Below are 12,366 nucleotides of genomic sequence, written 5' to 3'. Positions count from 1 at the left end.
GGGGACTCCGGGCTTGGGGAACAGGGTAGGGGGAAGTGGAATTCAGTATAGCAATCCGCGCTTCGGTGCTCGCGCTTCGGGGCGCATCCCGCAGCGCGCCGTGCCCGCGGATGCGCGCCGCGGCATGCCAAAAAAAACACCGCCCACTCGCCCTGGAGACGGGCAATGCGGGCGGTGTGCGGCAAAGCGAAGAACCGGGTTTGCACCCGGTTCCGTCATGGCCTGGAGGTTCCGGAGCGGGCACGCGCGAGCGCGCGCTCAGGCCAGTGCGGCCTCGCGTGCGGCAGGCGCGGCGGCCACCACGCTGGCGCTGACTTCGGCCACGCGCAGCAGGTTGGTGGTGCCGCCCTGGCCGAACGGCATGCCGGCGGCGATGGTGATCTGGTCACCCGGCGCGGCATAGCCTTCGGCAACGGCGGCGCGCGTGGCGGCTTCGACCATTTCGTCGACGCTCTGCACGTCCGGGCTCACGGTGGAGTGGATGCCCCACGCGATCGCCAGCCGGCGCGCGATCTCCAGGTTGGGCGTGATGCTGACGATGGGCGCGCACGGCCGCTCGCGCGCGGCCCGCAGCGCGGTCGAGCCGGACGAGGTATAGGTCACCGTCGCGGCGGCGCCGATGATGTGCGTGACTTCGCGCAGCGCGGCGCAAATGGCATCCTGGCGCGTGTTCAGCGGGGTCTCGTGCTGGGCGTCGAGCAGGTTGCGGTACAGCGGGTCGCGCTCGACCTCGGTGACGATGCGGTTCATCATCGACACCGCCGGCACCGGGTAGCGGCCGTTGGCCGACTCGGCCGACAGCATCACGGCATCGGCGCCTTCATAGATGGCGCTGGCCACGTCCGACGCTTCGGCGCGCGTCGGCACCGGCGAGTCGATCATCGATTCCAGCATCTGCGTGGCGATCACCACCGGCTTGCCCAGCTGGCGGCACACGCGCAGGATGCGCTTCTGCACGCCCGGCACGCGCTCCGGCGGCAGTTCCACGCCGAGGTCGCCGCGCGCCACCATCACCGAATCGGACACCCGCACGATCTCTTCCAGCTGCTGCAGCGCGGCCGGCTTCTCGATCTTGGACAGGATGCCGGCACGGGTGCCGACGATCTCGCGCGCCTCGACGATGTCGGACGGGCGCTGCACGAACGACAGGCCGATCCAGTCGGCGCCCAGCGCCAGCGCGAAGTCCAGGTCCTTGCGGTCCTTCTCGGTCAGCGCCGGGATCGGGATCACCGCGTCGGGCACGTTCACGCCCTTGCGGTCGGACAGCGAGCCGTTGTTGGCGACGCGCGTGGTGATGGTGCCGGCGGTGACCGACTCGATCGCCAGGCGCACCTTGCCGTCGTCGATCAGCAGCGACTGGCCGGGCTGCGCGGCCTGGAACAGCTCCGGGTGCGGCAGGTAGACGCGGGTGCCGTCGCCCGGGGTCGGGTCGCTGTCGAGCACGAACACATCGCCGGTGCGCACCGCGACCTTGCCGGCGGCGAAAGTGCCGATGCGCAGCTTGGGGCCCTGCAGGTCGGCCAGCACGGCGATGGGGCGGCCGGTCTCGGCCTCGACCTGGCGCACCGCGTCGTAGCGCGCCCGGTGGTCGTCGTGCGTGCCGTGGCTGAAGTTCAGCCGGAACACGTCGGCGCCGGCCTCGAACAGCGCGCGGATCACCGCGATGTCGGTGCTGGCGGGGCCGAGCGTGGCCACGATCTTCGCTTTGCGCTGGCGTCTCATGATGTCTCCTCTTCCATTCTCGGTAGCGGCGCGTCGGCGCCGCGAGTCAGTCGGTACTACGTTGGCGGCGATCGTCAGATGATCAGGATCGCGCGGAAGTCGTTCACGTTGGTGCGGGTCGGGCCGGTGACGATCAGGTCGTCCAGGCCGGCGAAGAAGCCGTAGCCGTCGTTGTTCTCGAGGTGCGCGCGCGCATGCAGCCCGCGCGCGCCGGCGCGGGTCAGCGTGTCGGGCGACAGCAGCGCGCCGGCGTTGTCTTCCGAGCCGTCGATGCCATCGGTGTCGCCGGCGAGCGCATGCACCCCGGGCAGGCCATCGAGCGCCACCGCCAGCGCCAGCAGGAACTCGGCATTGCGCCCGCCGCGGCCCTTGCCGCGCACGGTCACGGTGGTCTCGCCGCCGGACAGGATCACGCACGGCTTGCCGAAGGGCTGGCCGCGCCGTGCCACCTGGCGCGCGATCGCGGCGTGGACTTCGGCCACTTCGCGTGCTTCGCCCTCGATGCAGTCGGACAGGATGTGGGCCTCGAAGCCGAGTTCGCGCGCACGCGCCGCGGCCGCTTCCAGCGCTTGCTGGGCGGTGGCCAGCGTCACGCTGCGGTGGCCGTGGAAGCGCGCATCGCCGGGCTTGGGCGTCTCGCCGGCGCCGCTCTCCAGGTGCGCGCGCACGTTGGCGGGCACGTCGATGCCGTACTTGGCGATCACCGCGAGCGCATCGGCGCAGGTGGTTGCATCGGGCAGCGTCGGGCCGCTGGCGATCAGGGTCGGGTCATCGCCGGGAATATCGGAAATCAGCAGCGTCTCCACGCGCGCCGGCGCGCAGTGCAGCGCCAGGCGTCCGCCCTTGAGCGCGGACAGGTGCTTGCGCACGCAGTTCATCTCGCCGATGCTGGCACCGCTCCTGAGCAGCGCCTTGTTCACGGCTTGCTTGTCGGCCAGCGTCAGGCCCGGCGCGGGCGCTGCCAGCAGCGCGGAACCGCCGCCGGAGATCAGGCACAGCACCAGGTCGTCGGCGGTCAGGCCCTGCACCAGTTCCACCATGCGCTGCGCGGCGCGCGCGCCGGCTTCGTCGGGCACCGGATGGGCGGCTTCGACCACTTCAATGCGCTTGCAGTCGGCACCGTGGCCGTAGCGCGTCACCACCAGTCCCGACAGCTCGCCTTGCCAGTTCGCTTCCACCGCCTGCGCCATCGCCGCGGCGGCCTTGCCGGCGCCGATCACCACGGTGCGGCCCTTCGGCGGCGCCGGCAGGTGCGGCGGCAGGCAGTGGCTGGCGCTGACGGAGGCGACCGCGGTATCGAACAGGTCGCGCAGCATCGCGCGCGGTTCAGCGTTGGCTGCGGTGCGCTGGGGCGACAGCAGGGCGGCTTGGGGTTCGGTGACGAGCATGAAGAATCCTGGGTGCTGACGGGTGCGCCGGGTACTTCGGGTACGCACTGGGTACGATGCGGGTACTGCAAAGCGTGTCGTCCCCGCTGGGCGGGGACGACGGGGGTTGCTGCTTACTTGGCGTTGGCGATCTGGTGGTTCGACATGATCTCGATCGCGCGGCACAGCGCCGAGTGGTCCTGCTTGCCCAGGCCGTTGGCCGAGCAGGTGTTGAACAGCTCCTGCGCGGTGGCGGTGTTGGGCAGCGCCACGCCCAGCGCCTTGGCACCCTGCAGCGCCAGGTTCAGGTCCTTCTGGTGCAGCTCGATGCGGAAGCCCGGATCGAAGGTGCGCTTGACCATGCGGTCGCCGTGCACTTCCAGGATGCGCGACGCGGCGAAACCGCCCATCAGCGCCTCGCGCACCTTGGCCGGATCGGCACCGGCCTTGGACGCGAACAGCAGCGCTTCGGACACGGCCTGGATGTTCAGCGCGACGATGATCTGGTTGGCCACCTTGGTGGTCTGGCCGTCGCCGTTGCCGCCCACCAGCGTGATGTTCTTGCCCATCAGCTCGAACAGCGGCTTGACCTGGTCGAAGGCCTCCTGCGGGCCGCCGACCATGATCGTCAGCGACGCGGCCTTGGCGCCCACTTCACCGCCCGACACCGGCGCGTCCAGGTACGAGGCGCCCAGCTTGTTGATGCGCGCGGCGAAGTCCTTGGTGGCGATCGGCGAGATCGAGCTCATGTCGACCACGATCTTGCTGTAGCTGGCTTCCTTGCCGGCGGCCTTGAACGCGGCGGCCACGCCCTTCTCGCTGAACAGCACCGCTTCCACGTGCGGCGTGTCCGGCACCATGATGATGATGATGTCGGCACGCTTGGCGACTTCCTCGGCGCTGGTACAGACGGTCACGCCTGCATCGACCAGCGCCTGCGGGGCCGGGTTGACGTCATGCACGAACAGCGTGTGGCCGGCGGCGCGCAGGTGGCCCGCCATCGGTGCGCCCATGATGCCCAGGCCGATGAAGCCGACGTTGCGAGTGGTTGCCATGTGATGTCTCCTAAGAATAAAAAAAACGAAATCGAAGCCAGCGGTGTTGGGTGCTCCCAAGCCGCCCGAGCTGGCCCCAGCAAGGTGTTCTCCCTCTCCCCTCATGGGGAGAGGGTTGGGGTGAGGGGTGGACTAGCCAGGTGCCACATCAAGCGAAGCCTTCGGTTCTTGAAGGCATCCCCGCTGCGGCAAGCGCCGGCCCTCACCCCCGCCCCTCTCCCGCAGGCGGGAGAGGGGAGCAAACAAGCGCTTATTGCACGCCGTGCGCGGCGCGCCAGCCCAGGCCGGCTTCGGTAGTGGTCTTCGGCTTGTATTCGCAGCCGATCCAGCCGGTGTAGCCGATCTCGTCCAGGAACCTGAACAGGTACTGGTAGTTCAGCTCGCCCGTGCCCGGCTCGTTGCGGCCCGGGTTGTCGGCCAGCTGGATGTGCTTGATCTTCGGCAGGTTGGCCTTGATGGTGTTGGCGATCTCGCCTTCCATCCGCTGCATGTGATAGATGTCGTACTGCACGTACAGGTTGGGTGCGTTGACCTGGGTGATCAGGTCCAGCGCCTGCTGCGTGCGCGACAGGAAGAAGCCGGGGATGTCGAAGGTGTTGATCGGCTCGATGAGCAGGTCGATATGCTCGGCGGCCAGCGCGCCGGCGGCGAAGCGCAGGTTTTCCACCAGCGTTTCCTGCGCCTGTTCGCGCTTGACGTTCTGCGGCAGGATGCCGACCAGGCAGTTCAGCTGGCGCACGCCCAGCACCTTGGCGTACTTGATGGCCTCGCCCACGCCGTCCTGGAACTCGCCGACGCGATCCGGGTGGCAGGCGATGCCGCGCTCGCCCGCATCCCACTTGCCGGCGGGCAGGTTGTGCAGCACCAGGTCGAGCTGGAAGCGGTTCAGGCGGTCAGCGATCTGGTCCGCATGGAACGCATAGGGGAAGAGGAATTCCACGCCGCGGAAGCCCGCGCGCGCGGCGGCTTCGAAACGGTCGAGAAAGCCCGCTTCGTTGAACAGCATGGTGAGATTGGCCGCAAGTTTAGTCATGAGTCTCTCCGGTTTAATTGTGTTGTCGTTCTGCCGGTGCAGAACCGGTGATGCGGGGACGCTGGATCGGCGCGGGCCGTAGCCCGCGCTTTCCAGGGTGGGCGTGTTATGGCTTACGCCGTTTCCACTTCTTCCTTCAGGATCGCTTCCTCGATGTCCTCGAGGTCTTCGATCGGCTCGAACTCGTTGATGTTGTCGATCTCGGTGCCCATTGCGATATTGGTCACGCGCTCCAGGATCACCTCGACCACCACCGGCACCGAGAACTCGGCCATCAGGTCGCGCGCTTCGGCGAAGGCCGGGGCGATGTCTTCCGGCTTGAACACGCGGATCGCCTTGCAGCCCAGGCCTTCGACCACCTTGACGTGGTCCACGCCGTAGCCGTTCAGCTCGGGGGCGTTGACGTTGTCGAAGGCCAGCTGCACGCAGTAGTCCATCTCGAAGTTGCGCTGGGCCTGGCGGATCAGTCCGAGGTAGGAGTTGTTCACCACCACGTGGATGTAAGGCACCTTGAACTGCGCGGCCACGGCCAGCTCTTCGATCATGAACTGGAAGTCGTAGTCGCCCGAGATCGCCACCACGTCCGAATCCGGCGACGCGGTCTTCACGCCGATCGCGGCCGGGATGGTCCAGCCCAGCGGGCCGGCCTGGCCGCAGTTGATCCAGTGGCGCGGCTGGTTGACCGACAGAAACTGCGCGGCGGCGATCTGCGACAGGCCGATGGTGCTGACGTAGCGCACGTCGCGCGGGAAGTACTGGTTCATCTCGCGGTACACGCGCTGCGGCTTGACCGGCACGTTGTCGAAGTCGCTCTTGCGCTGCATGGTGCGGCGGCGCTTCTGCACGTCGGCGACCCAGCTCTTGCGGCACGGCAGGCGGCCGGCCATCTTCATTTCGCGCGCGACTTCGACGAACAGCTCCAGCGCGGCCTTGGCGTCCGAGACGATGCCCAGGTCCGGACCGAACACGCGGCCGATTTGCGTCGGCTCGATATCGACGTGCACGAACTTGCGGCCCTTGGTGTAGACGTCGACGCTGCCGGTGTGGCGGTTGGCCCAGCGGTTGCCGATGCCCATCACGAAGTCCGAAGCCAGCAGCGTGGCATTGCCGTAGCGGTGCGAGGTCTGCAGGCCGACCATGCCGGCTTGCAGCGGGTGGTCGTCGGCCAGCACGCCCCAGCCCATCAGGGTCGGCACCACCGGCACGTTGACCAGCTCGGCGAACTCGACCAGCAGCTCCGACGCATCGGCGTTGATCACGCCGCCGCCGCACACGATCAGCGGGCGCTCGGCCGCGTTCAGCATGGCAATGGCCTTCTCGATCTGGGCGCGCGAGGCGGCCGGCTTGTACGGCTGCAGCGACTGGTAGGTGTCGGGATCGAATTCGATCTCGGCGACCTGCACGTCGAACGGCAGGTCGATCAGCACCGGGCCCGGGCGGCCCGAGCGCATGATGTGGAAGGCCTGCTGGAACACCTGCGGCACCAGCGCCGGCTCGCGCACGGTCACGGCCCACTTGGTCACGGGCTTGGCGATCGACTCGATGTCGACTGCCTGGAAGTCTTCCTTGTACAAGCGCGCGCGCGGGGCCTGGCCGGTGATGCAGAGGATGGGGATCGAGTCCGCCCAGGCCGAGTACAGGCCGGTGATCATGTCGGTGCCGGCGGGGCCCGAGGTGCCGACGCAGACGCCGATATTGCCCGGCTCGGCGCGGGTGTAGCCTTCGGCCATGTGCGAGGCGCCCTCGACGTGGCGGGCCAGCACGTGGTTGATGTTGCCCGACTTGCGCATCGCCGAGTAGAACGGGTTGATGGCCGCGCCGGGCACGCCGAACGCGGTGGTCACGCCTTCCTTCTCCAGCACGGCGATTGCCGCGTCGATTGCTCTCATCTTTGCCATGATCTTGTCTCCGGTAATGGTGGGAATTTCGTTGGAGTCGATCCTATTCCCGCGACCCGGTTGGGATAAACAGAAGAGCGATCAGTTGATTCGATACTTGCAGTACGCAATATGGGCAGGAATGCCACGTCGGGCGGTCGGCGCGGGTACGCCGATGCCTGCCATTGGATATGTGGTGTGACGGTACGGACACGCCGCGCAGCACTGGGTACGCCATCGCTGCGGCAAAATGGCGGCATTTCCTGCCTCCTTGGCCGACCATGTATTCCAGGCTGCCGTCCACCTACGAACTGCTGGAAGCGCTCGCCGCCGCCTCGCCCGAGGCTGCGCCGGCACCGCACAGCCGGCCCGGGCGCGCGTTGTGGCTCGGCTTTATCGCGGCGCTGGTCGCGACGATCCTGTGCGGCGCCGGACTGGCCGTCTGGCGTCTGGGGCTGAAGCAACCCGTGCCGCTGTGGTCGCTGCGCGGCTTCGAGGCCCTGCTGGGGCTGGCGGCCGCGTGCTATGTCGGCGCCGGGCTGGCCCGCGCCGGCACGGTGCTGGCGCGGCTGCGCCATCCGCTGCGCTGGCAGGCCGCCGAGCTGGACCGCGACAACGCCGCCGAAAACGCGCTGCTGCGCCGGCTGGCGCGCATCCCGCCGCAGCAACTGCAGGCGCGCCAGCGGCGCGTGGCGCTGCAGCTGCGCCTGTGGGAGGGCGCGGCGCGCACGCTGGCGGTGCTGCTGGCGCTGGCGCCGGCCGCCGCGGTGATGGCCGCGCTGCCGCCCCGGCAAGCCGTGGGCGGCACCCTGCTGTGGCTTTACGGCGTGATGGTGGTGACCGGCGCCGCCTGCTACCTGTACCTGCATCTGCAATGCAGCCGGACGCTGCGGCGCCTGGCCCATGTGCTGGGCGAAGCGGCCGAGCTGAACGCGCAGCTCGGCAAGCGCACGGCTGGCGCGGGCTGAACCTGGCCGCGCCCCGGGGTGCCGCCGCGTGCCCGTGGCCGCCCGCGGCAGCGGCCCTTATGCGGTGGCCTCGATCCGGTCCATCAGCCGCGCAGGGATGCCACAACCCCGGCGATGCCGCACAATGGCGCCCGGGAGACCAATATCCGATGGACAAACTCAAGCAAATCGAAGCCTTTATCGCCGTGGTGGAGCACGGCAGCATGGCCGCCGCGGCGCTGACGCAGAACGTCACGCCGGTGATGATCGGCCGCCGCATCAACGCCCTCGAGGCCCGCATCGGCGTCAAGCTGCTGCACCGGTCCACGCGCCGCATCGCCGTGACCGAGCAGGGCGCGGTGTTCATGGAGCAGTGCAAGAAGGCGCTCGCCGACCTCGACCGCGCCGAGATGCTGATCGCCGAAGGCAAGCACAAGGCCACCGGCCACCTGATCGTGTCGGCCCCGGCGGCATTCGGGCGCAAGCACGTGGCGCCGCACGCGCCGGCGTTCCTGGCCAGCAATCCCGAGGTGCAGATCTCGTTCAACCTGACCGACCGCGTGGTCGACCTGGTGCGCGAAGGCTATGACGTCGGCATCCGCATCGGCGGCGCCATCGATCCGAATTTCGTCGCGATCAAGCTGGCGTCGAACAAGCGCGTGGTGTGCGGCACGCCGGCGTACTTCGCCAAGTACGGCGTGCCGCAGACGCTGGACGACCTGGCCCAGCACAACTGCCTGGCGTTCAACCTGCAGGGCGGGCAGCAGCGCGGCTGGTACTTCAGCCAGAACGGCAAGACCGTGACCGTGCGCGTCAACGGCAACCTCGACTGCAACGACGGCGAGCTGCTGCACCGCTGGACCGGCGAGGGCCTGGGCCTAGGCTGGCGTTCCACCTGGGAGATCCTGCCGCAGCTGGAGAGCGGCGAGCTGATCACGGTGCTGGACGAATACGCGCTGCCCGCCTACGACATCCTTGCCGTGTACCCGCAGCAGCGGCCGGTGCCGGCCAAGATCCGCTTCTTCATCGAGCACCTGAAGGCGCAGTTCGCGCGCCCTGGTTACTGGATGGAGACCGCGGGCGGCAACTGAGGCCGCCGCGCTACGCCATGCCCGCCACCGCCTGGCTGGCCGACCTGGTGGTCATCGCGCACGCGCTGTTCATCGTGTTCGTAGTGGCGGGCGGCCTGCTGGTATTGCGCTGGCCGCGTGCCGCATGGGTGCACCTGCCCGCGGCGGTGTGGGGCGTGCTGATCGAATGGGCCGGCTGGATCTGTCCGCTGACGCCGTTGGAAAACGCGCTGCGCCGGGCTGCCGGGCAGGCCGGCTACAGCGGCGGCTTTGTCGAGCGCTACCTGTTGCCGCTGATCTATCCGGCGGGGCTGACGCCCGCGGTGCAGCTGTGGCTGGGCCTGGTGGTACTGGTGGTGAACGTCGCGATCTATGCGCTGTGGTGGCGCCGGCGGCGCCACCACCATGCCAGGCACTGAGCGACCGGCTTCAGCCTGCCGGCGTGAAGCGCGGCGCGCGCTTCTCCAGGTTGGCGAGCACCGCCTCGCGCTGGTTGGGCGAGCCCACCAGCCGGTCCTGCTCATCGGACTCGGCCTGCAGGATGGCGCCGTGGTCGCCGCGCTCGGCCACCGCCATCAGCCGCTTGGCGGCGCGGATCGCGTGCGGGTTCTTCTGCGCGACCTCGCGCGCGGCGGCCAGCGCCGCGGCGCGCGGGTCGTCGGCCAGATAGGTGCCCAGCCCCAGCTCGCATGCTTCGGCGCCGCTCAGCACGCGTGCGCTGTAGACCAGCTCGCGCAGCACATCCGGGCGCACCAGCCCGCGCGTCAGCACCATGCCCGCCATGTCGGGCACCAGCCCCCACTTCAGTTCCATCACGGACAGCCTGGCATCCGGCGCGACGTAGCGCACATCCGCGCCCAGCGCCACCTGCAGCCCGCCGCCGAAGGCGACGCCGTGCACCGCGGCGAAGACCGGCACTGGCAGCTCGCGCCATACCATGCAGGCGTACTGCGGGCGATTGGAGAGGCCGTGGGTGCGCTGGCCGAGGCGGCCCGCGCCGATGCTGCCTGGCTGCGACGCGCCCGCATCGTCCGACAACATGCCGGCCATGCGACCCATGTCCAGTCCCGCGCAGAAGGCGCGACCTTCGCCCGACAGCACCACCGCGCGCAGGTCCGGCAGGCGCGCGAGCTGTTCGCCGGTCTCGATCAGGGCATCGAACATGGCCTGGTCGAGCGCGTTCATCTTGTCAGGCCGGTTCAGGCGGACGTCGGCGACGCCGCCTTCGATCGTCACGAGGATACGTTCGTTGCTGGCGCTCATGCGCGGGCTCCTGGAAAGTGGCAGGGGTGGCAGTCGCCGCGTTCAGCGGCCCTTGAACTGCGGCTTGCGCTTCTCGACGAAGGCGGCCACGCCTTCCTGGCAGTCTTCGCTGCGGCTGGCGCGCGACTGCAGCGTGGCTTCCACCTCAAGCTGCGCGGCCAGGTCGTTGCCGAAGCTCTGGTTGAGGGCCTGCTTGATCATGGCGTAGGCCATGGTCGGCATGGTCGCCAGGTGGCGGGCCAGCTTGCCGGCCTCGTCCTGCAGCGCGGCGTCGTCATGGGTCTTCCACACCAGGCCGATGCGGTGGGCTTCTTCGGCGTCGATCTTCTCGGCCAGGATGGCCAGCGCGCGGGCGCGCATCTCGCCGGCGTAGCGCGGCAGGAAGTAGGTGCTGCCGGCATCCGGGATCAGGCCGATCTTTGAGAACGCCTGCAGGAAGCTGGCCGAGCGCGCCGCCAGCACCACGTCGCCCGCCAGTGCCAGGCTCATGCCGGCACCGGCGGCGACGCCGTTGACCGCGGTGATGACCGGCTTGGGCATCTCGCGCAGCGCCATGATGATGGGGTGGTAGCGCTCGCGCAGCAGCGTGCCGGAATCCGACACGCCGCCGCCCTGGCGCGCGGCCAGGTCGGCGCCGGCGCAGAAGCCGCGGCCGGCGCCGGTCAGCAGCACGGCGCGCACCCCGGCGTCGGCCGCGGCGCGGTCCACGGCCTCGCGCAGTTCGCGCAGGATGTCGGCGTTCAGCGCATTGAGCACGTCCGGGCGGTTCAGGGTCAGCGTGGCCACGCCTTCGCTGGCCTGGTAGAGGACGGTTGCCGTCATGATGGTTCTCCTGGTTTCTGGGTCGTTGCGGGTGCGGGATCCGGTACCGCCGTCTAGCGCGGCTGCTTCAGCGCGTCGGCCGAGGCGTCGCCGAGCTTGCTGCCGCCGTCGCAGTCGAGGATGGTGCCGGTGATGTAGCGGGCGTTGTCGCTGCTCAGGTACATCGCGGCGTCGGCGATGTCGTCCTTGCTGCCGTAGTCGCGCAGCGCCAGGCGTGCCTTGTAGCGCGCCTCCATCTCGGGCGTGGGGGCGAGCCGCGCCATGCCCTCGGTGTCTGCGATCGGCCCGGGCGAGATGCCATTGACGTGCACGCCGGCCGGGCCCCATTCCATCGCCAGGCACTTGACCAGCATGTTGATGCCGGCCTTGGCGGCGCAGGCATGGGCCTGGAACATCATGGCGTTGACCGCCTGCGGCGCGGTGATCGCGATCAGCGACGCGCCCGGCTTGTTGAGATGGTCGAAGCTGGCGCGGAACACGTTGAAGGTGCCGAGCAGGTCGATGTCGACCACGGTCTTGAAGGCATTGGCCGACATGCCGACCACGGGCGCCAGGAAATTGCCGGCGGCGCCGGAGATGACCACGTCGACCGGGCCCAGTTCATCCTGCGTACGCGCCAAGGCGGCCTCGACCGCGGCGTAGTCGCGCACGTCGGCGGCCATGCCGATGGCGGTGCCGCCGGCCGCGGTGATGGTGTCGGCGGCGGCCTGGATGCGCTCGGCGGTGCGGCTGATCAGCGCCAGCCGGGCGCCGGCGCGCGCAAAGCCGTGCGCGATGCCAAGGTTGATGCCGGACGAGGCGCCGGCGACGAATACGGTCTTGCCGGCAAAGGCGTCGGGGCGGAAGGCACTGGGCATGGGAAGTCCTTTTCGGTCGGAAGCAGGGGCGGATGCAGGCGAGGGCTAGCGCCGGCGCTGCGGCGGCACGGCAGGTATCGCGCGATGGCGCATGGCGGTCTCCCTGTGATCGTTATCGTGTGCGGCTGCCACCGCAGCGTGGCGGGACGGCGCGGGCCTCTGGCAGGGCCTGCGGCATCCTAACCCGAAGGCAGGATTCGCTTTTCACGCGGGGCCGCCGCCGCCAGCGCGCGGCAAGCGCGCTCGACGCGAGCGCGCCGGAATCCGGAGCGCGCGCGGGGCGCCGCAAGCCGCTGGCGGAAAAGGGAAAAACCGGTGGGGGACGCCACGGTTCGAGGCCGCGGGGCAGCCCG

11 protein-coding genes are annotated in these 12,366 nt (G+C 69.4%); 3 read left to right on the top strand and 8 right to left on the bottom strand.

What is annotated here, in order from left to right:
• Positions 1–258 precede the first annotated feature (258 nt).
• The 5 genes from pyk to gcl form a co-directional block, all read right to left on the bottom strand.
• Complete coding sequence (pyk, locus tag A3AG_RS0114820) at positions 259–1,722, bottom strand: pyruvate kinase (protein ID WP_018006169.1); 1,464 nt, start codon at positions 1,720–1,722, stop codon at positions 259–261.
• A 74-nt stretch (positions 1,723–1,796) separates the two neighbouring features.
• Positions 1,797–3,110 carry a glycerate kinase type-2 family protein gene (locus tag A3AG_RS0114815; protein WP_018006168.1) on the bottom strand — a complete coding sequence of 438 codons (1,314 nt, stop codon included), beginning with the start codon at positions 3,108–3,110 and terminating at the stop codon, positions 1,797–1,799.
• A 113-nt stretch (positions 3,111–3,223) separates the two neighbouring features.
• Positions 3,224–4,144, bottom strand: a complete 921-nt coding sequence (locus A3AG_RS0114810; RefSeq protein ID WP_018006167.1) for a 2-hydroxy-3-oxopropionate reductase — start codon at positions 4,142–4,144, stop codon at positions 3,224–3,226.
• A gap of 250 nt (positions 4,145–4,394) precedes the next feature.
• A complete protein-coding gene (gene hyi / locus A3AG_RS0114805; RefSeq protein ID WP_018006166.1) occupies positions 4,395–5,177 on the bottom strand; it encodes a hydroxypyruvate isomerase in 783 nt (260 codons plus the stop codon).
• Positions 5,178–5,290: 113 nt separating this feature from the next.
• Complete coding sequence (gene gcl, locus A3AG_RS0114800) at positions 5,291–7,075, bottom strand: glyoxylate carboligase (protein WP_018006165.1); 1,785 nt, start codon at positions 7,073–7,075, stop codon at positions 5,291–5,293.
• A 260-nt stretch (positions 7,076–7,335) separates the two neighbouring features.
• Here gcl and A3AG_RS0114795 point away from each other — a divergent pair, with 260 nt between their 5' ends.
• The 3 genes from A3AG_RS0114795 to A3AG_RS0114785 all read left to right on the top strand — a co-directional run bounded on the left by A3AG_RS0114795 (position 7,336) and on the right by A3AG_RS0114785 (position 9,490).
• Positions 7,336–8,022, top strand: a complete 687-nt coding sequence (locus A3AG_RS0114795) for a hypothetical protein (protein ID WP_018006164.1) — start codon at positions 7,336–7,338, stop codon at positions 8,020–8,022.
• A gap of 149 nt (positions 8,023–8,171) precedes the next feature.
• On the top strand, positions 8,172–9,092 hold the full coding sequence (locus A3AG_RS0114790) for a LysR family transcriptional regulator (protein ID WP_026164199.1): 921 nt from the start codon (positions 8,172–8,174) through the stop codon (positions 9,090–9,092).
• A 17-nt stretch (positions 9,093–9,109) separates the two neighbouring features.
• On the top strand, positions 9,110–9,490 hold the full coding sequence (locus tag A3AG_RS0114785) for a DUF2784 domain-containing protein (RefSeq protein ID WP_018006162.1): 381 nt from the start codon (positions 9,110–9,112) through the stop codon (positions 9,488–9,490).
• 10 nt (positions 9,491–9,500) lie between these two features.
• On the opposite strand, the gene A3AG_RS0114780 is transcribed toward A3AG_RS0114785, so the two are convergent.
• The 3 genes from A3AG_RS0114780 to A3AG_RS0114770 are packed head-to-tail and all read right to left on the bottom strand — an operon-like array spanning position 9,501 to position 12,013.
• The gene (locus tag A3AG_RS0114780; protein ID WP_018006161.1) at positions 9,501–10,334 is read right to left on the bottom strand and encodes a crotonase/enoyl-CoA hydratase family protein; all 834 of its coding nucleotides are present in this window, start codon (positions 10,332–10,334) and stop codon (positions 9,501–9,503) included.
• Positions 10,335–10,376: 42 nt separating this feature from the next.
• The gene (locus A3AG_RS0114775) at positions 10,377–11,156 is read right to left on the bottom strand and encodes an enoyl-CoA hydratase-related protein (RefSeq protein ID WP_018006160.1); all 780 of its coding nucleotides are present in this window, start codon (positions 11,154–11,156) and stop codon (positions 10,377–10,379) included.
• 53 nt (positions 11,157–11,209) lie between these two features.
• Positions 11,210–12,013: an SDR family oxidoreductase gene (locus A3AG_RS0114770; RefSeq protein WP_018006159.1), complete on the bottom strand. Its 804-nt coding sequence runs from the start codon at positions 12,011–12,013 to the stop codon at positions 11,210–11,212.
• Between the last annotated feature and the right edge of the window lie 353 nt (positions 12,014–12,366).

The organism is Cupriavidus neocaledonicus, assembly GCF_000372525.1.
Classification (GTDB): Bacteria; Pseudomonadota; Gammaproteobacteria; order Burkholderiales; family Burkholderiaceae; genus Cupriavidus; species Cupriavidus neocaledonicus.
This window is presented reverse-complemented; position numbering and strand designations above follow the sequence as displayed.

Excerpts from the sequence above, each read along its gene's own strand:
- hyi (WP_018006166.1), bottom strand. The coding sequence starts at position 5,177 with ATGACTAAACTTGCGGCCAATCTCACCATGCTGTTCAACGAAGCGGGC.
- A3AG_RS0114770 (WP_018006159.1), bottom strand. The coding sequence starts at position 12,013 with ATGCCCAGTGCCTTCCGCCCCGACGCCTTTGCCGGCAAGACCGTATTC.
- A3AG_RS0114815 (WP_018006168.1), bottom strand. The coding sequence starts at position 3,110 with ATGCTCGTCACCGAACCCCAAGCCGCCCTGCTGTCGCCCCAGCGCACC.
- A3AG_RS0114790 (WP_026164199.1), top strand. The coding sequence starts at position 8,172 with ATGGACAAACTCAAGCAAATCGAAGCCTTTATCGCCGTGGTGGAGCAC.
- A3AG_RS0114795 (WP_018006164.1), top strand. The coding sequence starts at position 7,336 with ATGTATTCCAGGCTGCCGTCCACCTACGAACTGCTGGAAGCGCTCGCC.
- A3AG_RS0114810 (WP_018006167.1), bottom strand. The coding sequence starts at position 4,144 with ATGGCAACCACTCGCAACGTCGGCTTCATCGGCCTGGGCATCATGGGC.
- pyk (WP_018006169.1), bottom strand. The coding sequence starts at position 1,722 with ATGAGACGCCAGCGCAAAGCGAAGATCGTGGCCACGCTCGGCCCCGCC.
- A3AG_RS0114780 (WP_018006161.1), bottom strand. The coding sequence starts at position 10,334 with ATGAGCGCCAGCAACGAACGTATCCTCGTGACGATCGAAGGCGGCGTC.
- A3AG_RS0114785 (WP_018006162.1), top strand. The coding sequence starts at position 9,110 with ATGCCCGCCACCGCCTGGCTGGCCGACCTGGTGGTCATCGCGCACGCG.
- A3AG_RS0114775 (WP_018006160.1), bottom strand. The coding sequence starts at position 11,156 with ATGACGGCAACCGTCCTCTACCAGGCCAGCGAAGGCGTGGCCACGCTG.
- gcl (WP_018006165.1), bottom strand. The coding sequence starts at position 7,075 with ATGGCAAAGATGAGAGCAATCGACGCGGCAATCGCCGTGCTGGAGAAG.